We start from the raw sequence: 21,359 nt of genomic DNA, 5'->3' as shown, positions 1-21,359 counted from the left end.
TAGCGCCGGATCGGCGCCCCGTGGGCACCGCGGGGCGTCAGACCGTACTCCGCACCGGCAGAGTCCGGGCAGGCGTCGAAACCAGCAGCACACCGACGGCGGTCACGGCCGCGCTCATTGTGGCCGCGAGACCCGCGGTCATCGCCGGGCCGAGTGGCGCCTGCAGCGCGCCGGCAATCATGTAGCCGACCGGCATGCACACGTTGGCGAGGGTCGCACCCAGTCCGGCGACGCGGCCGAGCATCGCTTCGGGCACCTGCGTCGCCACGAGGACGTCCGCCCAGACGCTGCCCACTCGAATCGCGGCGCCGACGAGGAGTGCCACCACGGCCATGACGGAAAACGGCGGATAGAGGCTCAATGCCACGAGGCCGACGCAGATCGCCCCCTGCGCCAGCAACGCCGACTGCGCTGTGCGAGTAGGAATCCGCTTTCCCAGCAGGCTCGTGCCGACAATCCCACCGAGTGCGAACAGGGCCATGATGTACCCCTGAGCGCCCGCGAACCATCGCTCGCTCGACCCCGCGTTGACGATCAGGAGCCAGGCCGGGACCGGTAGCGCTGTTTGTGCCGCAGACACAAGGATCACCGTCCGCAGCCAATGGCCTTCCTTGAGGTACCGGAAACCCTCACGCGTGTCCTGAACAAACCCCGTGGACGGGTCGGTTCTCGTCGGACTCGGGGCAACCGCAGATGCGAAAGCGGCACCCACGGCAACGGCAGCGACGAGCAGCAGTGCTGACACCGTGGGTCCGGTGGCCGAGATCAGCAGCGCCGCTGCCGCGGGCGAAACCACTTGCACGGTGAGGCTCAGCGAATGCCAGGTCGCCAGCTGACCGGCCCGATCGTCGCGTGGAACAGAAAGATAAATTGCCGTTGTTGCGGCCGGCTGCGACAGCCCGCAACACACGCCCAATGCGATCATGACGGGCAGAATTTGAGGTCCGCCCGCAGACGCCGGAAGTATGGCAATCAGCGCACAACGACCGGCATAGGTCGAAAGAATGATTGCCCGTTTGTCGATCCTGTCCGCCAATGTGCCTGCAATGATCCCCGCTCCGAGAATTCCAACGCATCGGGCGCCGAATGCCAGCGAAAGGAGCGCCGCTCCTCCCCCGGCAGAAATAACCAGCCCGGCGGTGATCACCACGATAGCGGAATCTGCGACAGGGCCTGCGAGGAGGAAGGCGAACCCCAGCCTGGACCGGAGTTTTCCCCGCATCACGTGTCTTCCGGGATGTCGAACCTCATCGAGAATCCCTCGGGGGTGAGAGTTCTGCGCTCGTTCACTTCCAGTTCGGCGCCCGACAGCTGAATTCGCATCTCGGAATTCCGCACGATCCCACCCAATACGGTCGACAGCTCCCGTTCGGCAAACTTCGCGCCCACGCACCATCGCGGCCCACCGCCGAACGGTATGAACTCGCCGCGCTGCGGCGCGGCGTCGATCCACCGCTCCGGCCTGAACTCGCCGCCGGTCGGCGCGAAGGTGGGCGATACCCGGTGGGTAACCCAGCTCGACACCATCACCACGCTGCCCGCCTTCATTTCCCAGTCCCCGAAAGGGATGTCCTCGGCCGCGTCACGTCCCAGCATCCACGATGGAGGCCACAGCCGGAGCGTCTCCGACACAACGCGCGTGAGCGCGCCGGTACTGTCGTCTCCTCGCAGCTGCTCCTGGACGGCGCGGTGTCTCCCGAGCTCGACCATTCCCCACAGGACGGCTGACGCCGGTACGCCATGCGCAGCCAAGAGTGTCGAAATAATCATCTGGACAACATCTTTGGACGGAAGGTCGGCGTGCCGCAGGTCGTCGCACAATCCGTCCGAGCCCGGCGCCTGCGCCAGCTTCGCCACGGCCGACTCGAGACTGCGCAGCGCCCTGCGGACTCGCAGATCGGACGGTCGCCAGCGCAACCACCTGGGGAGGACGAAGGGACTCGCTGTGATCGGGAATAGTGCATCGAGAAGTTCTTGTGCGAGAGAAGGGATCTCGTCAAAGTTTCGAGTTCCGAAGCAGTACCGACTGATGGACGCGGCCGTGAGGATCTGCAAGGTGTCGATCAGTTCTCGATCACCGACCGCCCGCCCCAGCCAACTCCGAACGATCGCGTCTGTGTCGTGTGCCAGTTCGATCTGGTGGTCTTCGAGACGTTCACGCGATGCCAATGCCGCGGAGGCCGCCTTACGCGACTTCATCCACCGCTGCACCGATTCGGATCCGAGGTCGCCCGACACCTTGGCTCTGAGGAAATTCTGTGTCGACAAGAACTTGCGATTCGACCCGACGAGCACGTCGTGCACCTCGCGGTGACCCGACACCAGGAAAGTTCCCGGCCAGAGTTCGACTATCGGTCCGAGTTCTGCGGCGTCGAGCAGAAAGGACAGTCGCCCGCGATCGTACGTTTCCGCCAATTCCGCTCGCGATGACCCGAGGAGTGGTGGCCGCGCCATTTACATCTCCTAATGAAAGTGCGGGCGGGCGAAACAAAAGTCGACCGCCCGCACTATCGAACATTGTCAGGACCATTCGTACATGCCCGGCGCTTTTCGCGGCACAAAGCCGACGAGCGCGGCGACGGTGAACTTGATTCGACGCATTTCCAATCCCCTCCTTTCTGTTCTCGATCTGACATGAATAAGATTGAGCCATTGGCGCGGGGGCCAGAAGGTACCCAAGGTGTGGGATGCACCCACCCATGGCAGCTGGATCCGTCAGGCCTGGCACCTCGCGGCGGCGCAACGCGCCGAGCAGCACGGAGGTTCGATCGGTGAGCTAGGCGAGAACGGTCGCCGGTTCGCCGCGAGTTTCACAGGTAGAGAACGGAATCCGCGCAGGGTGACGATCCCGGCAATGTCGGCCGCCGGGCGGGGTGAGGGTCGGGAACTCGGTCTGAGGTCGCCAAGCGGGGGCGACTACCGCGTCATCCGCCCGTAGGTCAGCGCGACGTCCCACGGCGCGATGCCCCAGGACTCGACGGCGGTGACCGCGAAGATCCCCGCCGCCGCGATGGTGTCCTCCGACGCGGGCGAGGACACCGACGTGCCTGGCCTGCCGTCCTCGGGTACCTCCGGCCAGACCCCGGTGTCCCGCGGCACCGGCGCGGTCTCGATGACCGACACCCGTTCGCCCTCGTCGTCGATGACCCCGAAGAAGCAGTACGGCTCGTGCGGCGCGTCCCAGCCGCCGAGCTCGGCCACCCAGAACTCGCCGCGCTCGACGGCGGACACCGCCGCCGCGGCCAGGAAGTGATCGAGGTCGGTCCAGGGGTTGCGTTCGGGGCGGACCGGCTCGCCGAGCCGGAACACCCGCGCCGGGATGTTCTCCGCGGACTCGGGGAAGCGTCCCTGCACCAGCAGGGTGCCGGCCTCGGCGTCGAGGAGCACCGCCTCCCGAAACCGCTCGTCGGGCATCGAGGTACGCGCGATCAGTCCGCGCCCGAGCAGTTCGCTCAGCCCGTCCGGGTCGTCGACGCTCCACAGCGCGCTGTCGGTGTCCGTCCAGGTGCGCACCAGGCCACCCGCGACCGGGCTGATCATCGCCGTGGTCAGGGTCGCCCCGACCTCAAGGCCTCCGGTCGCGTCGTTCGTCATCCGCCCAGTGTCGCAGCCCGATCCCAACCTGGCCCCGCCGAGTGCGCACCTAGCGGCGCCGCACTCGGGCGATGCGCCGGTAGATGCACTCTCGGCGTACGCGGAGCCGGCCTCACCGCCCGACGCTGCTGCAACCCGGCGGCACCGGCACCCCGGCGAGCCGGTCGTCGATCCACCGGTGCGCGATCGGTGCGCCGGACGCCGCCGCGGTGACGTGCTCGCCGGTGTACTCCTCGAGACGTACCCGTGCGCCGCGCGCACACCAGTCGTCATAGAGCCGTTCGGCTCCCTCGCGCGGAATCCACGGGTCCTGTTGTCCCTGATAGATGAACACCGGCGCGGTCGGGGCCCGCCCGGCCATCCTGGTCTCGTCCAGCACCCGTCGCGCGATCGGGTGATTCACCACGTCGGGCACATCCGACATCGCCTGCACGGGGATGGGTGCCACCACCCCGGGTGCCGCCAGCTGCGCGAAGCACAGGTCCTTGGCGAGCATCCCCAGCCGCCAGCCGTTGTCGCTGAAGAGCCCGAACAGTTCGGGGTACTCGCGTGCCAGCCCCAGCACCGCAGCCAGCAACACGGTCGACGCCCCGTTGCGACCGTTCATCGAACCCAACAGGATCCGGTAGTCGGCGGGGGTGCCGCCGAACGCGGCGCCGACCAGGTTCAGCTCCGGCGCATAGGTGGGTGCCAGCTTCGCGGCCCATCCGGAGGCGATCGCGCCGCCGGAGTAGCCGGTCACCGCGATCCGGGAGGCCGGGGACAGCCCGAGCGCGGGGGTGCGCACCGCCGCCCGCAGCGCGTCCAGCACGGCGTGACCGGCCATCCGTCCGGCCGCATAGGCCTGCCTCGGACCCTCGTGGTCGGTCACCACCACCGCGTAGTTCCTGGCCAGGAAGTCCTGCACCGCACCGATTTCCATCATCTCCCCACGCGGCAGCGTCGAGGACGGCGCACAGGCCTGCCCGAGCGAGTCGATCGCGGGGTTGTAGGCGACCACCGGTCGCGCCCCGGGCCCCGTCCAGGCCGCGGTCGGCACGATCACGGTGGTTGCCACCGGCACCGGATTGTTCTTCGAGTCGGTCGACCTGACGAGAAGTTGGGTGGACACGGCGGCGCTGCTCAACCGCCCGACGATCACCGCTCGACTGGCGAGCACGGTGCCAGGACCGCGGCCGCCGAAGCCGGGCGGCGGGTCAAACCACCGATCGCCGAGCGGCGTGGCTGCGAGCGCGGCCGGATGCCGTGGCGGAGCGGCCAGGTCCGCGATCGGATCAGCCCCGACGGCGGGCACCGTGGAGAACAGAAATAGCCCCGCGACGACCGCCAACAGCCATCCGCGGGGACGCAGGATGCCCATGTCCTCGCGCCTCTTCTAACCCGGATACACCAGGGTATAGCCAGTTTGCTAATACTGCGAACCGGTTGTTGCCAAGCCTCGACACCCCTCGTAGCCTGTAGAAATGGCGAAGACCTATGTGGGCGCGCGACTGCGTCAGCTGCGGACCGAGCGGGCCATGAGCCAGGCCGCACTGGCCCAGAAGCTGGAGATCTCGGCGAGCTATCTCAACCAGATCGAGCACGACGTGCGTCCGCTCACCGTCCCGGTGCTGCTGCGGATCACCGAGGTGTTCGGCGTGGACACCACCTTCTTCTCCTCGCAGGACGACACCCGGCTGATCGCCGAACTGCGGGAGGTCGCGCTCGACCAGGAGATGGGCATCGACGCCGACGCCCAGGAACTCGCCGAGATGGTCTCCGCGCATCCGAGCCTGGCCAAGGCCGTCGTCAACATGCACCGCCGCTACCGCAACACCACCCTGCAGCTCGCCGCGGCGACCGAGGACCGGTACAGCGACGGCAGCGGCAGCGGGTCGATCACCATGCCGCACGAGGAGGTGCGGGACTACTTCTATCAGCGGCAGAACTACCTGCACGAGTTGGACACCGCCGCGGAGGAGCTCACCTCTCGGATGCGTTTCCACCGCGGTGATGTCGCGGGCGAGATCGCCCGGCGACTCGAGACCGTGCACGACGTGCAGATCGTGCAGCGCATCGACCTCGGTGAGGGCGTGCTGCACCGCTACGACCCCGAGTCCCGCGTGCTGGAAATCTCCCCGCACCTGTCCGGCGGGCAGAAGGTGTTCAAGTTCGCCGCCGAGCTGGCCTACCTCGAGTGCGGGGACCTGCTGAACAAGATGGTCGACGAGGGCAACTTCACCTCCGAGTCGTCCCGCTCGCTGGCCATTCTCGGCCTCGCCAACTACTTCGCCGCGGCAACCGTGCTGCCGTACACCCAGTTCCACGACGTCGCCGAGGACTTCCGCTACGACATCGAGCGGCTGTCCGCCTTCTTCTCACAGAGCTACGAGACCATCTGTCATCGACTCTCCACCCTGCAGCGACCGAAGCTGCGCGGGGTGCCGTTCTCCTTCGTCCGCGTCGACCGGGCGGGAAACATGTCGAAACGGCAGTCCGCCACCGGGTTTCACTTCTCCTCCAGCGGCGGCACCTGCCCCCTGTGGAACGTCTACGAGTCGTTTGCGTACCCGGGCAAGATCATGACCCAGATCGCGCAGATGCCGGACGGGCGTAGCTACCTGTGGGTGGCGCGGACCGTCGAGCGGCGCGCCGTGCGGTACGGCCAACCCGGCAAGACCTTTGCCATCGGCCTCGGCTGCGAGCTGCGGCACGCGCACCGGACGGTGTACGCAGACGGCCTCGACCTGGACAACCAGGCGGCGGCCACCCCGATCGGCGCCGGCTGCCGGGTGTGCGAGCGGATGAACTGCCCGCAGCGCGCCTTCCCGCCGCTCGGCAAGGAGCTCGACATCAACGAGCACCGCAGCTCGGTGTCGCCGTACCTCATCCGCTGACCGACGCCACCCGCCGCCCTCGTCACCCACCCATCGCGTCACCCACCCACCGCGCCGAGCGTGCACCTTCCGTCGCGTCACCCGAGTGGCGGCGACGAGAACTGCACACTCGACGGGCTACGCGCGCGCGACGACCCGCGCGGCGGCCAGCGACTTCACCTCGCCCTTGGCGACCTTGCCGCCGGGCGCCATCGGCAACTGGTCCACGGTGACGACGTGCTCGGGGATGTACTCGCGGGTGACGCCGCTGCCGGTCAGCCAGTCGGACAGCTCCGCGGGCGACAGCTCCGAACCGTCCTTGGTGACGACGACCGCGCAGACCTTCTCACCGAAGAGCTCGTCCTCGACGCCGACGACGGCGACCAGTGCGACGGCCGGATGCGCGCGCACGAACTCCTCCACCTCGACGGCGGAGATGTTCTTCCCACCACGAATGATGATGTCCGCCTTGCGTCCGACCACCCGCACCCGGTTGTCGCGGTCGATCTCGACGATGTCGCCGAGCAGCATCCAGCCGTCGTCGGTGTACAGCTCGCGGTTGGCGTCGTCGTCATCCCAGTAGCCGTGGCACATCAGCGGGCCGTTGACGCCCGGCTGGCCGCGGCGCAGGTCGCCCCGCACCTCCGCGCCTGCATCGTCGAACACCCGCACCTGCATGTTGTCGATGACGTGCCCGCAGGTACGCAGCCGGGTCTCGGGGTCGTCCTCGACCGTGGTGACGCTCACCGCGCCGGTCTCGTTCGAGCCGTAGAACTGCAGCACCGCGGCCCCGGTCCGCTCCTCGAACGCGAGCGCCTCGGAGTACGGCACCGCCTCACCGCCGGTGAACATCGCCCGCAAGCCGCCGAGATCCGCGGTGCGCCCGTGCTCGGAGCGCAGCAGCATCTTGAACTGGGTGCTGACGCAGTTGAGCACCGTCACCCGCTCGCTGACCAGCAGGTCGATCATGGTGTCGACCTGGAAACGCTCCATCACCACGTTCGGTGCGCCGAGCAGCGCGGGCAGGAAGTGTGAGGTCCACAGCCCGAAACCGAAGGGCGCAGGCACCGCCCCGAAGAACACGTCGCTGCGGGTGATCCTTCCGGCCGCGGCCGCCACTCGGGAGAAGGCAATCCAGCGTTCCTCGGTCTGGGTGACCAGCTTGGGCAGCCCGGTGGTGCCGGAGGTGGAGTTGAGCATCGAGACGTCGGAGATGGAGAACTGCGGGCTGGTGGCGGCGAACGGACGCTCGATGACCGGCACCCGGCGCCGCGCGCCGGGCCCGTCGGCCACCTGCACGTCCACGCCGCCCCACTCGTCGAGGAACACCACGTTGTCGGGAATGCCTGCCCGGGTGGACAACTCGTCGATCAGCTCGGCGGTGGCCTGGCCCCGCAGGGTGACGGCGGTGATCAGCGTCCGGCAACCCGCCCGGCCCATCAGGTGAGCGAGTTCCTTGATGCCCGAACGCGATCCGATCCCGACCGCGATGCGCCCGGCCCGGTACGCGCCGCACAGCGCCGCGTGGAAGACCATGGTGTCCGGCAGGTAGAGCGCGACCGGCGCGTGCTCGTCCGGGAGCGCCGCAAGCGCCGCCGCGACGCGGTCCGCCGCGGCGTCGTACTCGGCCCAGGTCACGCGCGCGCCGGGGCTGACGAAGGCCACCGCGTCGGGCGTCGTCAACGCCCAGTGCCGCACCATCTCGCTGATGCTGACGCCCAGGAATTTCTCCGGGGCGGTGGTGAACTCGCCGACCTCGATACCGGCGGTCGTCGTCTGCTGGTCCATTCGGTCAGATCCCCCTTGCGGCGTCGACGACGCCCATTGACTGCTTGTAGGCGGCGTCCAGTTCGGCGGCGGAGTCGCAGGCGACGATGATCTCGCCGCGCTGCATCACGTAGCCGCGCTCGACGATCGGCCCAAGCGCTGCGAGCGACGGCTCGGCGATCAGGACGGTCACCCCCTCCGCGGCGAGGTCCGCGACCAGAGTCCGCAGTTGCCCCACGATCTTCGGCGCGAGTCCGGTCGTCATCTCGTCGAGCAGCAGCACCTTCGGCGTCGCCAGCAGCGCCCGGCCGAGCACGAGCATCTGCTGCTCGCCGCCGCTGAGCACGCCCGCGAAGGAGTGCGCGCGCTCGCGCAGCACCGGAAACCGGTCCAGCGCGGAGTCGACGGAGTCCTTGCTCAGTCCGAGCAGGTCCGCACCCACCCGCAGGTTCTCGAGCACCGACATCTTCATGAACAGCTGCCGCCCCTGCGGCACATAGGCGAAGCCCTCGCGCGCCCGACGTGCCGCGGGCAGGGTGTCGACCCGCCGTCCGTCGACGGTGACAGTGCCGGTGGCGCGGGTGGAGCCGTAGACCGCGCCGAACAGGCTGGTCTTGCCCGCTCCGTTGGGACCGACCACCGCGGTGACGGTGCCCGTCGGGGCCGTGAAGGCGGCCTCGTTGACCGCCACCGCCGAGCCGTAGCGCACGCAGAGGTCGCGCACCTCGAGCGTTGTCATGAGATCTCCTCTCCCGCACCGAAGTACACCTCACGCATGGCGTCGCTCGCCAGGCATTCCTCGGGACTGCCGTGGAATGCCACCGCACCGAAGTTGAGCAGGACCACGGTGGTGGCGAGCTCGGCGATGAGGTCGACGTTGTGGTCGACGAGGACCACCCCGCGCCCCTGCTGTTGAATCTGACGGACCGCCCCGGCGATGGCCGCGATGCCGTTGTGGTCAGCGCCCGCGAACGGCTCGTCGAGCAGCAGCACCTGGGGGTCGGTGGCCATCGCCCGCGCCACCTCGACCAGCCGCTGCCCACCCAGGCTCAGGTCGCCGCAGTTGCTGGTGGTGTCGGTGATCGAGTACTCGGCCGCGACGGCGCGCGCCCGACGGTCCGCCACCGCCGGGTCCTCGAACGGGCCCTTGAGCGCCCACCACAGCGAGTGCAGCGGCGAGCGCATCCGATGTCCGTAGATGCCGGGCACGATGTTCTCGACCGCGGTCAGCTCGAGCGCCAGCTGCGGATGCTGGAAGGTGCGCGAGAGCCCCTGACGCGCACGCCGGTCGCTGCCTCCGGTCAGGGCACGACCGGCCAGTCGCACGCTGCCCGCATCGGCCTGCTGCGTGCCGAAGATGCAGTCGACGAGGGTGGTCTTGCCTGCGCCGTTCGGCCCGACGAGGCCGATCACCTCGCCCGGCGCGACGGTGAAGGAGACGTCGTCGACCGCGCGAAGTCCACCGTAGGACTTGGTCAGCCCCCGGACCTCGAGCAGCGCGGTCCCGATACCCTGGCTCACAGCTGACCCCTTTCGTGCGTGTTCGATCGCGGCCTCAACCGCGTCAGTGCGGACGCGGCCCAGCCGATGACCCCACCGGGGGCCGCGATCAGGATCACCAGCACCGCGAGAGCCAGCAGCAGTTCGCCGCTGCCCTGGTAGCCGGGCATGTTCAGCGTCACCACCACCACGATCACCGCGCCGAGCGGGGCACCCCACGCCGAGTTCCGGCCGCCGATGATGGGCATGAAGATGGCGAGGAAAACGATGCTGAGGGTGAAGGTCTCGGGCGTGACGGCCTGGACGGACACCGTGAACAACGAGCCACCGGTGGATGCGATGGCGGCGCCGATCGCGAGGGCGACGACCGTCAGGTGCGCCGGGTTGACGCCCGAGGAGCGGGCGAGGTTCTTGTTGTCCCGCGAGGCCCGCAATGTCAGCCCCCACACCGACTTGCGCAGCCGGTCGACCACCACCGCGATCAGACACACGAACACGATCGCCAGCACCACGAGCGTGTAGCGCGGTGGCTGCCAGCCGAACATCGTCACCGCCTCGACGCCGGAGATTCCGGCGGATCCGCCGGTGAAACCGGGCCCGTCGATCAGCCAGTGCTCGAACGCGATGCCGAACAGCAACGTCACCGCCGCGAGGTAGAACCCGGACAGCTTCTGGGTGGCCAGGCTCAGCACCACCGCGACCACCGCCGCGACCAGCGCGCCGATGATCCAGCCCCACCACATCGACAGTCCGGTGCGCACCGAGATCAGCGCCACTCCGTAGGCGCCGATGGCGGCGTACGCGCTGTAGGCCATCGACAGCGACCCCGCCATCACGAACGGGATGTACATCCCGAGGGCGATCAGGGAGTAGGTGGCGGCCAGGAACACCAGGTCCTGCCGGTAGAGGCTCGGCCCCATCCATGCCAGCACGACAGCAACCACGATGACGGTGATGGCGGCCTCGACCGCGATCGGGTGGATCGCCCGCCTGCCTGCGCGGACGGCACCGGCGTCGGGCGTCCGGCCGGTGTCGGACGAACGTGTTGTGACGGTCATCAGACGCGCACCTTCCTCGAGAACACGCCCTCCGGCCGGAAGGCGAAAAAGACAAGCGCGAGAACGAGAATCGCCGTCTGCGCGGCGCTCGCACCGAAGTAGAACGGCGCGAACACCTGGACGAAGCCGAGCAGCATGCCGCCGATCAGGGGTGCCCAGCTACGGCCGGTACCGCCGATCACCAGGGCCAGGAAAGCCGTCAGCGTCCAGGAGAGACCACTGGTGAACTGCACACCGGCCTTGGGCGCGAACAGCAGTCCCGCGATCGCGGCGATGACGCCTGCGGCCGTGAACGCCACCAGCCGAACCCGGGCCACCGGCAACCCGAGCACCCGCGCGGCGTCCGGGTTGTCGCCGACCGCGCGCAGCAGGCGACCGGTCTGCGAGGTCTGCAGCCAGATCCCCACCACCGCGAACACCAGCAGGGTGCCGCCGATCAGGGTGACGGAGGCACTGTCGACGGTGGCGCCTGCGACGGTGAAGGGCTCGGCGTCGAAGAGCTTCTGCCCGGGCAGCGGCGTGCGCCCGAAGATCGTGCCGGAGAGCTGCTGCACCGCGAACAGCACCGCGGTCACCGCGACCAACGCCGGCAGTTCCCCACGGCCGGAACGCTTCTGGACCTGTTGTACGACCAGCTTCTCGGTGACCACCGACAGCATCACGGCCACGGCCACACCGAGCGCGAGGGCAAGCCACAGGGGCACACCGTAATTGACCACCACCGCGCTGCACGCCATGGCGGCGGCCATCGCATACGGCCCCATGGCGAAGTTGAAGAAGTCTGCTCCCACGACGACCAGGTACATGCCAAGGGCGATCAGGGAGAAGAAGGCGCCGATCTCGACGGCGGCGAGCCAGAGTTGTGCGTCAGTCATCTGCGGACTCCTTCGTCAGCTGCACGGCGGTTGGTAGGAATCCCAGGGGCCACTGGGTCGGTTGTCCGGACCGAAACCGACCAGAACCAGGCCGCACAGGCTGTCCGGCGCCAGGTGGTCCCCGGCGCTGAACGACAGGGTCAGTCGCTCCTGGCCGAAGGACGCGGGCAGGCCCGAGACCTGTCGCAGGCCGTCGCGCACCTTGTTGCGATCGGTGTGGTCGCCTGCGATCTCGATGGCGCGGGCGAGCATCATCACCGCGTCGTACGCCTGAGCGTCGTAGGCGGTGAGGATGTAGTCGGGGCCCTTGACCGCGCGCAGCTTCGCGGTGAGCTCGGCCGTGCGCGGGTTGCCGGAGCTGAGGCTGCCCATGTAGACCATCCCGTTGAGCGCGCCGGGGTCGGCCAGCGCCCAGGACTTGGGCTGGTTGCCGATCGAGGCGAGCGAGAATCGCTGGGCGTCAGGGGCGACCTTGGCGAGGGTGTTGTGCGCGAGGATCTCGAAGTGTCCGCCGATGCTGGCCACCAGGATGGCGTCGGGGTCGGCCCCGACCACCCGCGAGGCCTGTGCGGTCAGGTCGGCTGCGTCGACCGGGGCCTTCTCGACCGCGGTCACGGTCGCGCACTTCTCCAGTGCCGGCCGCAGCGTCTTGATGATGCCGTCGATCGAGGCACTGGCGTCGCCGAGGATCCCGAGCGTCTTGTAGCCCAGCTTCTCGAAGGCCCCGCAGTACACCTCGGCGTACTGCTTGAGGGAGTTCGGGATCATGAACGAGTAGTCGTTGCCCGGCGCCGAGGCGAAGGCGTCGCTCAGCACCACCGGAGCGATGGCGGGGATCTGCGACTGCGTCAGCACCGACTTGGCCTGCAGCACAGAACCACTGCCGGTGGCGAGCAGCACCGCGCTCGCACCCTGGTCGACGAGCTTGCGGATGATCGACGGGGTCTTGGTCGGGCTGCTCTCGTCGTTCTCCACGGCGAGTTCGACTCGCTTGCCGTCGATCCCGCCCTTCTCGTTGAGCAGGTCGACCGCGATCCGGACGGTCTGCCCGGCGATGGTGCTGTAGGACGCCCCCGGCCCGGTCGAGTCCTCGTCGAGGCCGATCACGATCGTCTCCGGCGACATCGCGGTCACCGACGCGCAGCCCGTCAACCCCAGGGCCGCGGCCACCACCAGCGGTGCGGCCTTTCCGATTCTCACAGTCGACTCCTGTCGTCGCCACGAACCTTCACCCGTTAGGCGAATCAATCAAGCGCTTGATTGAGCGCTTGGCGTGAGCGAGTATGCCGTGGGTCACATGGGAAGTCAAAGCCGAGGTCCGCCGACGCAGCGGACGGGCGGGTAGGCAGGCAGCGGCAGGTGGGGCTGGGCCTGATGCGGCTTCTGCGCTAGTCGCGGCCGTGCTGGAGCGCTCGCACGGCGTCCTTGAGCTCGCGGATGTCGCGCCGCAGGTCGGCCAGCTCGTCACCGCCGGAACCGGCGCCCTCGCCGCCGACGCCCTCGGGTTCGGTGCCCGCGGGTTCGGCGGTCACCGCATCCGCGTCAGCATCGACCTGGCGCGGCACGGCGAGCCGACCGGCACCGCCTGCGCTGGCGAACCCGTCCAGGAACACGGCGATCAGTTCGTGGCGCAACTGCTCAGCGGACGCGCGCAGGGTGGCCCGGCACAGGCGCACCGTCGACCACACCGACTCACGGATCATTCGGTGGAAGTGCTCGGGGTCGATGTCGTCGCGCAACTCCCCCTCGGCCACACCGAGTCCGATCGCCGACCGCCAGAAGTCGTGGGCCCGTCCGACCGCGACCGCGATCCGGCTCTCCGGCGGCTGCGCGGAAAGCCAGCCCTCGTTCTGGTAGATCTCGGTGGCGAACGGATGGTCCGACGCGGCGGCGAACGACTGCGAGATCATCTGCGAGAGCCGTTCCCGCGCTGACAGCGCCGGGTCGGCCGTCGTCTCGTAGCGCTCGTTGAGGTCGTCGAGGAAGGTCACCACGATCTCGAGCGCAATCGCGTCCTTGGAGCCGAAATAGTGGTACAGGCTCCCGGACAGGATGCCGACCGCATCGGCGATGTCCCGGACGGTGGTGCCGGCAACACCCCGCTCGCAGAACAACTGCGCGGCGTGAACGAGAATCTCGTCGCGGCGGGCGGTGCTCATCGGTCCCCCTCATGGCGCCGCCACGGTTGGACGTCTCGCCGGGCGACACCGTTCGGTCCGACGCCGCCGATCGAACGCTTGATTGATCGTTCGGGAGCGTACACGTGCCGTCCCGGCACAGTGATCCTTCGAAGGATTCGCCTGCGCGGGGGCGCCTGCGATGGCGGTGTTCACGCGACCGTAATCCGGGACACAAACAAGTCACGCAGTGACATTCAGCCGCAATAACTCACCCATATCGTCTGCGCTCACACGAATACAGCCCTGTATACGCGCCGCGGATACAGGGCGTGTTCGCTGTGCGGCCCGCACTGCTCGGACGGCCGCCTCCCCGACGAAGGAAAGGCTCGTACATGTCCAACTCTCGTAGGACCACGATCTCCAAGCGCGCCCTCGTGGCCCCGGCGGCCCTCGCCGCGGTCGGCCTGGTGCTCACCGGGTGCGGCAGCAAGGCGGGCGACGACACCGCCGCGGCCGGCTCGGCCGAGTCCTGTGTGGACACCTCGGGCGACACCATCAAGGTGGGCTCGCTGAACTCGCTGTCCGGCACGATGGCGATCTCCGAGGTCACCGTCCGCGACTCGATCGCGCTGGCCGTCGAGGAGATCAACAACTCCGGCGGCGTGCTGGGCAAGAAGATCCAGATCGTCGCGGAGGACGGCGCCTCGGAGCCGACCGTCTTCGCGGAGAAGGCCGAGAAGCTGATCAGCAGCGACTGTGTCGCAGCGGTTTTCGGTGGCTGGACCTCCTCGAGCCGCAAGGCCATGCTGCCCGTGTTCGAGGACAAGAACTCGCTGCTCTACTACCCCGTCCAGTATGAGGGCCTCGAGGACTCGAAGAACATCTTCTACACCGGCGCCACCACCAACCAGCAGATCATCCCGGCCCTCGACTACCTGAAGGAGAAGGGCGTCAAGTCGCTCTACCTGGTCGGTAGCGACTACGTGTTCCCGCAGACCGCGAACCGCGAGATCAAGGCCTACGCCGCCGCCAACGGCATCGAGATCAAGGGCGAGGACTACACCCCGCTCGGATCGACCGACTTCTCCACGATCGTCAACAAGGTCCGATCGGCCGACGCCGACGCGGTCTTCAACACGCTCAACGGCGACTCCAATGTCGCGTTCTTCCGCGAGTACACCAACGCAGGCCTCAAGGCCGCCGACATGCCCGTCGTCTCGGTCTCCATCGCCGAGGAGGAGGTCGCAGGCATCGGTGCGCAGAACATCGCGGGCCAGCTCACCGCGTGGAACTACTACCAGACCATCGACACCCCGGAGAACAAGAAGTTCGTCGACGCATACAAGGCCAAGTACGGCGCCACCAAGCCCACCTCGGATCCGATGGAGGCCGCCTACACCTCGGTCTACCTGTGGAAGAACACGGCGGAGAAGGCCAACTCGTTCGCCGTCGAGGACATCCAGAATGCCGCTGACGGAGTCACTTTCAACGCTCCCGAGGGTCTCGTGACGATCGACGGCGACAACCACCACATCACCAAGACCGCCCGCATCGGCGAGATCCGGCCCGACGGCCTCATCTACACCGTCTGGGACTCGGGCAGCCCGATCGAGCCGGACCCGTACCTGACCAGCTACCCGTGGGCCGAGAGCCTGGCCAGTAAGTAGCCGACCCGAAGCCGACGACAGAGAGTAGAGAGGACGGACATTCGATATGGATGTCGTGATCGGACAGTTGTTCACAGGCCTGAGTATCGGGTCGATCCTGCTGCTGGCAGCGCTGGGACTGTCGCTGACCTTTGGCCAGATGGGCGTGATCAACATGGCCCATGGTGAATTCATCATGGCCGGGTCATATACCGCCTACGTTGTGCAACAAGTGTTCTCGACGGCAGGGGTGTCCCTGCTCGTCTCTCTGCTCGTCGGCTTCCTCGTCGGAGGAGCCATGGGCGTGCTGCTCGAGGTGACCCTCGTGCAGCGGATGTACCACCGCCCGCTCGACACCCTGCTGGTGACCTTCGGCGTCGGATTGATCCTGCAGCAGCTCGCCCGCGACATCTTCGGGGCGCCGGCGGTCAACGTGGTCTCTCCGGAATGGCTGGCCGGCGGCGTCGACATCCTCGGCGCCGTCGTCCCGAAGACCCGCATCTTCATCCTGGTGCTCGCCATCGTCTGCGTCGCGGTGCTGTCGGTCGCGCTCAAGACCACCCCGATGGGACGGCGGATCCGAGCCGTCGTGCAGAACCGCGACCTCGCCGAGACCAGCGGAATCTCGAGCCGCAGAACCGATATCACCACGTTCTTCATCGGCTCGGGCCTCGCCGGGGTCGCGGGCGTGGCACTGACCCTGATCGGGTCGACCAGCTCCACGGTCGGCCAGTCCTACCTGATCGACGCGTTCCTTGTCGTGGTTGTCGGCGGCCTGGGACAGGTCAAGGGCGCGGTGATCGCGGCCTTCGCCCTCGGAATCCTCAACTCCTACATCGAGTACTCGACGACCGCCTCGATCGCGAAGGTCATCCTGTTCGTGATCATCGTCGTCTTCCTCCAGGCGCGCCCGCAGGGCCTGTTCGCCGTGAAGACAAGGAGCTTGGTATGACCGGCTACCTCACCACTCGCTGGCGACCGCTGGCCGGGTTCGCACTCGCGGCCCTGGTGCTGTTCGGCCTCGCGCCCGCGGTGCTCAGTGACTTCCGGCTGAACCTGCTCGGCAAGTTCCTCTGCTTCGCGATCGTCGCCGTCGGCATCGGATTGGCCTGGGGCCGAGGCGGAATGCTCACCCTCGGGCAGGGCGTCTTCTTCGGTCTCGGCGCCTACATCATGGCGATGCACCTCAAGATCGCGGACGCCGAGCTCAAGGGCAACGACGTGCCGGACTTCATGCAGATCGCCGGTATCCGCGAACTGCCCGGCTACTGGACGCCGTTCACGTCGCCGCTCGTCACCATCCTCGCCATCCTGGTGGTGCCCGCGCTGGTCGCGTTCGTGCTCGGCCTCGGCGTGTTCAAGCGCCGGGTCAAGGGCGCCTACTTCGCCATCCTGTCCCAGGCGCTCGCCGCCGCGTTCGCGATCCTGCTCGTCGGTCAGCAGACGATCGGAGGCAGCAACGGGCTCAACAGGTTCCGCACCTTCTTCGGATTCAATCTGAACGACCCCGCGAACAAGCGGATGCTGTTCTTCATCGCCGCGGGGGTGCTGCTGCTGGTCGTCGCGTTGACCCGGCAGCTGATGTACAGCCGCTACGGCGAACTGCTGGTCGCGGTCCGCGATCAGGAGGAGCGGGTCCGCTTCCTCGGCTACGACCCGGCGAACATCAAGGTCGTCGCCTACGTGGTCGCCGCGTTCTTCGCAGGCATCGCCGGCGCCCTGTTCGTGCCGATCGTCGGCATCATCTCCCCCGCCGACGTCGGCATCGTGCCCTCGATCGCGTTCCTCATCGGCGTCGCGATCGGCGGCCGCGCCACCCTGCTCGGCCCGGTGCTCGGCGCGATCGGCGTCGCCTGGGCGCAATCCACCCTGTCCGAGAATTTCCCGTCCGGCTGGATCTACGCCCAGGGTCTGCTGTTCATCGTCGTGGTCGGGTTCTTCCCCGCGGGCGTCGCCGGACTGATCGCCCTGATCCGGCGCCGCAAGCCGCGCGAGGACGCCCCCCGCGACGAAACCCCCGACGCCCTACCCGAACTCGAGGTGGCCCGATGACCAGCGCGACAGTGCCCGTGTTCGGCGGCAACGCCGGAATGTCCAGCCAGTACCTCGAGGTCCGGGACCTGCGGGTGACGTTCGACGGGTTCACCGCCGTCGACGGGGTGGACCTGACCCTGATGCAGGGCGACCTTCGATTCCTCATCGGCCCCAACGGGGCAGGCAAGACCACCCTGGTCGACGCGATCACCGGCCTGGTGCCCGCGACCGGCTCGGTCACCAAGTCCGGGGTCGAGCTGATCGGCAAGAAGGTACACAAGATCGCTCGACTCGGCGTCGGCCGAACCTTCCAGACCGCAAGCGTCTTCGAGCAGCTCAGCGTCCTGCAGAACCTGGACATCGCGGCGGGCGCCGGCCGCTCCGCGTTGACCCTGCTGCGCCGCCGCGGCTCCGTCAGCCCACAGATCGAGGAGGCGCTCGAGATCACCGGCCTCGGCCACCTCCGCGACAAGCAGGCGGGCATCCTCGCGCACGGACAGAAGCAGTGGCTCGAGATCGGCATGCTGCTGGTCCAGAATGCCGACGTGCTGCTGCTCGACGAACCCGTCGCAGGCATGAGTCACGACGAACGCGAGGAGACCGGAAACCTGTTGCGGCGCATCGGCGGTGAGCGAACGGTGGTCGTGGTCGAGCACGACATGGACTTCATGCGCGCGTTCGCAACCTCCGTCACCGTGCTGCATGCGGGCAAGGTCCTGGCCGAGGGAACGGTGGAGGAGGTCCAGGCCGACCCGAAGGTGCAGCAGGTGTACCTCGGTACCGCCTCGGCCACCGAGGTGGCCGAAACCACCGTCACGAAGGAGACCGAAAATGCTTGAGTTGAGGGATGTTCACGCCGGATACGGGCGGACCGAGGTCATCCACGGGGTGACCGCCCTGGTGCCGGCCGATGGCGTGGCCGCGGTGATGGGCCACAACGGCGCGGGCAAGACCACCCTGCTCCGCGCCGCGGTCGGGCTGCTGAAGATCAACTCCGGCCAGGTGCTCTTCGACGGCGAGGACATCAGCAAGCTTCGCCCCAGCGCCCGGGTGGCCCGCGGCCTGGCGTACGTCCCGCAGGGGCAGCAGTCCTTCGGGCAGCTCACCACGGCGGAGAACCTGCAGGTCGTGGCCGACGGGCGTAAGCGCGGTCGGGCGCTGATCGACGAATCGCTCGACCTGTTCCCGGCACTCAAGGGCCTGCTCACCCGCCGCGCCGGGCTGCTCTCCGGCGGTCAGCGCCAGCAACTGGCGATCGCCCGCGCCCTGATCACCGAGCCGCGGATGCTCATCCTCGACGAGCCGACCGAGGGCATCCAGCCGTCCGTCGTCGCCGAGATCGAAAGCACCATCGTCGAACTCACCGGACGAGGCGGCCTCGGGGTGCTGCTGGTGGAGCAGCACATCGGCTTCGCCCTGCAGGCGGCGCAGAGCTACTACGTGCTCGAATCCGGACGGATCACCTCCACCGGCGAGGGCGGTCGCGGCGTCCGTTCGCCCGGCGCCGAGAACGCTGTCCGCGCGGCGATGGCCATCTGACCGTGGCCGCGAAATCGCGGGTGCGTCAGGAACATTCACACCTGGGCGAGCAGGTGTACCGGGCGCTTCGCGACGACCTGGTCTGCGGACGGTTCAGCCCGCTCGACCGGCTGGGCGAGGAACGCCTCGCCGAGCTGTACGGCGTCTCCCGCACCCCGGTGCGGGAGGCGCTGGCCAGGCTGCTGTCGGAGGAGCTCGTCGCCCGCGAGGACGGTGGACTGTTCCCGTATCGACCGAGATTCGAGGACCTGCACGGCCTGTACGAGCTCCGCATGACCGTAGAGCTGAGGGGTATCGACCGGGTCATCGAGGACCGTCGGCTCTCGCACGCGCCGGACATCCTGCGCTCCGAGCTCGAGCGCTGGGTTCGGATGCGGGCGGATCCACCCACTCCCGGGCCCGATTTCATCGCGAGCGACGAGGCCTTCCACGCCGCGCTGCTGCGGGCCTCGGGAAACCACGCGTTGGCCGAGGCACTGGACTCGGTGCACAGCAAGCTGCGCCCGGTCCGTCGGCTCGACCCGTGGACCCCCGAACGCGTCCGCGCCACCATCGACTCGCATCTGAAGATCGTCCGCGGCCTGCTCGCCGGGGACCTGGGTCCCGCGGCCGGGGAGCTGCAGCTGCACATCCGCCGCTCGAGGGACCTCGTCGTCGAGCGCACCGGCCAGGCGATGGCCAGTTCCGCGATGGCGCGCGCGATCCGCGAGTAGCCGCCCGCCGAGAGTGCACCTTCCGTCGCCCGCACCCGGGCGATGCCCCGACAAGTGCACAGTCGACGGCGTCGGCCGGACCTTCAATGTCCGTCGCGCGTGGGTCGGCCGGTGTAGCGTCTTCCTACCGTTGGGTAAGAACGCAGAGGGTGTGGAACGCGATGGCAAAAAGTCTCGAGGAGGGGCTGGCTGGGCGCCGCGTCCTGATCACCGGCGCGGCCAGGAGCATCGGCGCCGCCCTTGCCAAGCGGTTGCACGAACACGGCGCGAAGGTCGGCCTCCTTGGCCTCGAGCGCGAACTCCTCGAGCAGGTGGCGACGGCGTGCGGGAACGCCCCCTGGCGCTACTGCGACGTGCGCGACCACGCCCAGGTCGACGCGGCCGTCGCGGGGATCGCCGACGAACTCGGCGGGCTCGACGTGGTGATCGCCAACGCAGGCGTCGGGGCGCAGCTGCCGATGCTCGGCGGCGACCCGGACGTCATGCAGCGCATCGTCGACGTCAACCTGATGGGCACCTACTACACCCTGCGCGCGGCGGGCGAACACATCGGACACCCCGATGGGTACGCGCTCATCATCACGTCCGGCGCCGTCGGGGCGCAGCTCCCCCTGCTCGGCGCGTACAGCGCGACGGCCGCAGCGGTCGAGGCGCTCGGCAACACCCTGCGGGTGGAGATGCGGCACCTCGGCACCCGCGTCGGCGTCGGGTACCTCGGCGAGATCGACACCGACATGATCACGATCGGCTTCGACACCGCCGCAGCCGACAAGATCAAGTGGTCGGGCATGTTCACCGCCATGTCCCCGCTCGAGGTCGCGATCACCGCCTTCGAGAAGGGAATCGCGAGCCGCCGCAAGCGAATCTACGCACCCGGCTGGGTCGGCGGGCTGCTGCACTTCCGGATGGCGGCGCAGCGGATCGTCGAGCTCCGGCCGCAGCCGCACATGGCGCAGGCCCTGTCCATCGCCCGGACCGAGCACACCCGGTACACCACCGAGCAACCCGAGCTGCCGCGCCGACTGTCGGAGCGCGCCCGATGAGCGCGCGGATCACCCCGGGCCGGCTGCGCGAGCTGGGCCCGATCAACTGGGTGCTGTGGCGCGGGCTCTCGGTCGGCGGCGGCACCCGCGACGCGCAGCTGTTCAGCACCCTCGGCCGCACCAAGGGAACCTTCCGCGGCTGGCTTCACTTCTACGCGGGATTGCTGCCCGGCGGCCGGATCTCCCGGCACGAGACCGAGCTGATCATCCTGCGGGTCGCGCACCTGCGGGAATCCGACTACGAGATGGACCACCACATCCGGCTCGGGCGTCGGGCCGGGGTGACCGCCGAGCTGCTCGAGCGGGTGCTGGCCGGACCGTCGGACCCCGGCTGGGGCGAGCGGCACCGGGCGATGCTCACCGCGGTCGACGCCCTGGTCACCACGAAGGACCTCGACGACGACGCCTGGTCCGCGCTGGCCGCGCACTTCGACGAGCGCGGGATGATCGAGTTCGTGCTGCTGGTCGAGCGATACGACATGCTGGCCACCGTCATCAGCACCCTGCGCATCGACCGGGACACCTTCCGTACCTGAGTCGCCCCGCCGAGAGTGCAGTTACCGACGCATCCGCCCAGGAGCCGCGTCGGTAGGTGCACTCTCGACACTCGGGGCG

The 21,359-nt window shown here is 68.4% G+C and carries 20 protein-coding genes; 9 read left to right on the top strand and 11 right to left on the bottom strand.

Translation table 11 applies throughout. From position 1 onward, the window contains the following. Window positions 1-37: 37 nt before the first annotated feature. The 4 genes from ACFXMV_RS18515 to ACFXMV_RS18500 all read right to left on the bottom strand — a co-directional run bounded on the left by ACFXMV_RS18515 (window position 38) and on the right by ACFXMV_RS18500 (window position 4,954). Complete coding sequence (locus ACFXMV_RS18515) at window positions 38-1,222, bottom strand: MFS transporter (RefSeq protein WP_378499617.1); 1,185 nt, start codon at window positions 1,220-1,222, stop codon at window positions 38-40. Next, window positions 1,222-2,454 carry a cytochrome P450 gene (locus tag ACFXMV_RS18510; RefSeq protein WP_378499618.1) on the bottom strand — a complete coding sequence of 411 codons (1,233 nt, stop codon included), beginning with the start codon at window positions 2,452-2,454 and terminating at the stop codon, window positions 1,222-1,224. Before ACFXMV_RS18510 ends, ACFXMV_RS18515 begins: the two co-directional genes overlap by 1 nt. Window positions 2,455-2,916: 462 nt before the next feature. Then, on the bottom strand, window positions 2,917-3,594 hold the full coding sequence (locus ACFXMV_RS18505) for a hypothetical protein (protein ID WP_378499619.1): 678 nt from the start codon (window positions 3,592-3,594) through the stop codon (window positions 2,917-2,919). Between the two features lie 112 nt (window positions 3,595-3,706). Continuing rightward, entirely contained in the window at window positions 3,707-4,954 is a 1,248-nt protein-coding gene (locus ACFXMV_RS18500) for a lipase family protein (RefSeq protein ID WP_378502308.1), read from the bottom strand. Window positions 4,955-5,057: 103 nt separating this feature from the next. Here ACFXMV_RS18500 and ramB point away from each other — a divergent pair, with 103 nt between their 5' ends. Beyond that, window positions 5,058-6,470 (top strand): acetate metabolism transcriptional regulator RamB, encoded by a 1,413-nt coding sequence (gene ramB / locus ACFXMV_RS18495; RefSeq protein ID WP_378503441.1) that lies wholly within the window; start codon window positions 5,058-5,060, stop codon window positions 6,468-6,470. Window positions 6,471-6,587: 117 nt separating this feature from the next. On the opposite strand, the gene ACFXMV_RS18490 is transcribed toward ramB, so the two are convergent. The 7 genes from ACFXMV_RS18490 to ACFXMV_RS18460 all read right to left on the bottom strand — a co-directional run bounded on the left by ACFXMV_RS18490 (window position 6,588) and on the right by ACFXMV_RS18460 (window position 13,808). Continuing rightward, a complete protein-coding gene (locus ACFXMV_RS18490; RefSeq protein WP_378499709.1) occupies window positions 6,588-8,237 on the bottom strand; it encodes a class I adenylate-forming enzyme family protein in 1,650 nt (549 codons plus the stop codon). Window positions 8,238-8,241: 4 nt separating this feature from the next. After that, window positions 8,242-8,955 carry an ABC transporter ATP-binding protein gene (locus tag ACFXMV_RS18485; protein WP_378499708.1) on the bottom strand — a complete coding sequence of 238 codons (714 nt, stop codon included), beginning with the start codon at window positions 8,953-8,955 and terminating at the stop codon, window positions 8,242-8,244. After that, window positions 8,952-9,737 (bottom strand): ABC transporter ATP-binding protein, encoded by a 786-nt coding sequence (locus ACFXMV_RS18480; protein ID WP_378499707.1) that lies wholly within the window; start codon window positions 9,735-9,737, stop codon window positions 8,952-8,954. Before ACFXMV_RS18480 ends, ACFXMV_RS18485 begins: the two co-directional genes overlap by 4 nt. After that, the gene (locus tag ACFXMV_RS18475; protein ID WP_378499706.1) at window positions 9,734-10,774 is read right to left on the bottom strand and encodes a branched-chain amino acid ABC transporter permease; all 1,041 of its coding nucleotides are present in this window, start codon (window positions 10,772-10,774) and stop codon (window positions 9,734-9,736) included. The genes ACFXMV_RS18480 and ACFXMV_RS18475 overlap by 4 nt, the downstream gene beginning before the upstream one ends. Beyond that, the gene (locus ACFXMV_RS18470; protein WP_378499705.1) at window positions 10,774-11,649 is read right to left on the bottom strand and encodes a branched-chain amino acid ABC transporter permease; all 876 of its coding nucleotides are present in this window, start codon (window positions 11,647-11,649) and stop codon (window positions 10,774-10,776) included. The genes ACFXMV_RS18475 and ACFXMV_RS18470 overlap by 1 nt, the downstream gene beginning before the upstream one ends. Before the next feature lie 15 nt (window positions 11,650-11,664). Beyond that, on the bottom strand, window positions 11,665-12,849 hold the full coding sequence (locus ACFXMV_RS18465) for an ABC transporter substrate-binding protein (RefSeq protein ID WP_378499704.1): 1,185 nt from the start codon (window positions 12,847-12,849) through the stop codon (window positions 11,665-11,667). 188 nt (window positions 12,850-13,037) lie between these two features. Continuing rightward, a complete protein-coding gene (locus ACFXMV_RS18460) occupies window positions 13,038-13,808 on the bottom strand; it encodes a TetR/AcrR family transcriptional regulator (protein WP_378499703.1) in 771 nt (256 codons plus the stop codon). Window positions 13,809-14,161: 353 nt separating this feature from the next. Here ACFXMV_RS18460 and urtA point away from each other — a divergent pair, with 353 nt between their 5' ends. The 8 genes from urtA to ACFXMV_RS18420 all read left to right on the top strand — a co-directional run bounded on the left by urtA (window position 14,162) and on the right by ACFXMV_RS18420 (window position 21,280). Then, a complete protein-coding gene (urtA, locus tag ACFXMV_RS18455; RefSeq protein ID WP_378499702.1) occupies window positions 14,162-15,436 on the top strand; it encodes an urea ABC transporter substrate-binding protein in 1,275 nt (424 codons plus the stop codon). A gap of 46 nt (window positions 15,437-15,482) precedes the next feature. Beyond that, on the top strand, window positions 15,483-16,367 hold the full coding sequence (urtB, locus tag ACFXMV_RS18450; protein ID WP_378499701.1) for an urea ABC transporter permease subunit UrtB: 885 nt from the start codon (window positions 15,483-15,485) through the stop codon (window positions 16,365-16,367). Continuing rightward, complete coding sequence (gene urtC / locus ACFXMV_RS18445; protein WP_378503440.1) at window positions 16,364-17,467, top strand: urea ABC transporter permease subunit UrtC; 1,104 nt, start codon at window positions 16,364-16,366, stop codon at window positions 17,465-17,467. The genes urtB and urtC overlap by 4 nt, the downstream gene beginning before the upstream one ends. Continuing rightward, window positions 17,464-18,288 carry an urea ABC transporter ATP-binding protein UrtD gene (urtD, locus tag ACFXMV_RS18440; RefSeq protein ID WP_378500476.1) on the top strand — a complete coding sequence of 275 codons (825 nt, stop codon included), beginning with the start codon at window positions 17,464-17,466 and terminating at the stop codon, window positions 18,286-18,288. The genes urtC and urtD overlap by 4 nt, the downstream gene beginning before the upstream one ends. Beyond that, complete coding sequence (gene urtE / locus ACFXMV_RS18435; protein ID WP_378500477.1) at window positions 18,281-18,988, top strand: urea ABC transporter ATP-binding subunit UrtE; 708 nt, start codon at window positions 18,281-18,283, stop codon at window positions 18,986-18,988. Before urtD ends, urtE begins: the two co-directional genes overlap by 8 nt. A gap of 2 nt (window positions 18,989-18,990) precedes the next feature. After that, window positions 18,991-19,701: a GntR family transcriptional regulator gene (locus ACFXMV_RS18430; protein WP_378500478.1), complete on the top strand. Its 711-nt coding sequence runs from the start codon at window positions 18,991-18,993 to the stop codon at window positions 19,699-19,701. A 161-nt stretch (window positions 19,702-19,862) separates the two neighbouring features. After that, window positions 19,863-20,744, top strand: coding sequence for an SDR family NAD(P)-dependent oxidoreductase (locus ACFXMV_RS18425; protein WP_378500479.1), 882 nt, complete (start codon window positions 19,863-19,865; stop codon window positions 20,742-20,744). Beyond that, window positions 20,741-21,280 carry a carboxymuconolactone decarboxylase family protein gene (locus tag ACFXMV_RS18420; RefSeq protein WP_378500480.1) on the top strand — a complete coding sequence of 180 codons (540 nt, stop codon included), beginning with the start codon at window positions 20,741-20,743 and terminating at the stop codon, window positions 21,278-21,280. The genes ACFXMV_RS18425 and ACFXMV_RS18420 overlap by 4 nt, the downstream gene beginning before the upstream one ends. The last annotated feature ends 79 nt before the right edge of the window (window positions 21,281-21,359 follow it).

Source organism: Rhodococcus sp. NPDC059179 (assembly GCF_042754885.1).
Lineage (GTDB): Bacteria > Actinomycetota > Actinomycetes > Mycobacteriales > Mycobacteriaceae > Rhodococcus_G.
Note: the sequence above shows the minus strand (reverse complement) of the source record. Positions and strands in the feature narration are given on the sequence as shown.

Excerpts from the sequence above, each read along its gene's own strand:
- ACFXMV_RS18505 (WP_378499619.1), bottom strand. The coding sequence starts at position 3,594 with ATGACGAACGACGCGACCGGAGGCCTTGAGGTCGGGGCGACCCTGACC.
- urtA (WP_378499702.1), top strand. The coding sequence starts at position 14,162 with ATGTCCAACTCTCGTAGGACCACGATCTCCAAGCGCGCCCTCGTGGCC.
- urtD (WP_378500476.1), top strand. The coding sequence starts at position 17,464 with ATGACCAGCGCGACAGTGCCCGTGTTCGGCGGCAACGCCGGAATGTCC.
- ACFXMV_RS18490 (WP_378499709.1), bottom strand. The coding sequence starts at position 8,237 with ATGGACCAGCAGACGACGACCGCCGGTATCGAGGTCGGCGAGTTCACC.
- ramB (WP_378503441.1), top strand. The coding sequence starts at position 5,058 with ATGGCGAAGACCTATGTGGGCGCGCGACTGCGTCAGCTGCGGACCGAG.
- ACFXMV_RS18515 (WP_378499617.1), bottom strand. The coding sequence starts at position 1,222 with ATGCGGGGAAAACTCCGGTCCAGGCTGGGGTTCGCCTTCCTCCTCGCA.
- ACFXMV_RS18460 (WP_378499703.1), bottom strand. The coding sequence starts at position 13,808 with ATGAGCACCGCCCGCCGCGACGAGATTCTCGTTCACGCCGCGCAGTTG.
- urtC (WP_378503440.1), top strand. The coding sequence starts at position 16,364 with ATGACCGGCTACCTCACCACTCGCTGGCGACCGCTGGCCGGGTTCGCA.
- ACFXMV_RS18510 (WP_378499618.1), bottom strand. The coding sequence starts at position 2,454 with ATGGCGCGGCCACCACTCCTCGGGTCATCGCGAGCGGAATTGGCGGAA.
- ACFXMV_RS18500 (WP_378502308.1), bottom strand. The coding sequence starts at position 4,954 with ATGGGCATCCTGCGTCCCCGCGGATGGCTGTTGGCGGTCGTCGCGGGG.
- urtB (WP_378499701.1), top strand. The coding sequence starts at position 15,483 with ATGGATGTCGTGATCGGACAGTTGTTCACAGGCCTGAGTATCGGGTCG.
- ACFXMV_RS18485 (WP_378499708.1), bottom strand. The coding sequence starts at position 8,955 with ATGACAACGCTCGAGGTGCGCGACCTCTGCGTGCGCTACGGCTCGGCG.
- ACFXMV_RS18425 (WP_378500479.1), top strand. The coding sequence starts at position 19,863 with ATGGCAAAAAGTCTCGAGGAGGGGCTGGCTGGGCGCCGCGTCCTGATC.
- ACFXMV_RS18470 (WP_378499705.1), bottom strand. The coding sequence starts at position 11,649 with ATGACTGACGCACAACTCTGGCTCGCCGCCGTCGAGATCGGCGCCTTC.
- urtE (WP_378500477.1), top strand. The coding sequence starts at position 18,281 with ATGCTTGAGTTGAGGGATGTTCACGCCGGATACGGGCGGACCGAGGTC.
- ACFXMV_RS18475 (WP_378499706.1), bottom strand. The coding sequence starts at position 10,774 with ATGACCGTCACAACACGTTCGTCCGACACCGGCCGGACGCCCGACGCC.
- ACFXMV_RS18420 (WP_378500480.1), top strand. The coding sequence starts at position 20,741 with ATGAGCGCGCGGATCACCCCGGGCCGGCTGCGCGAGCTGGGCCCGATC.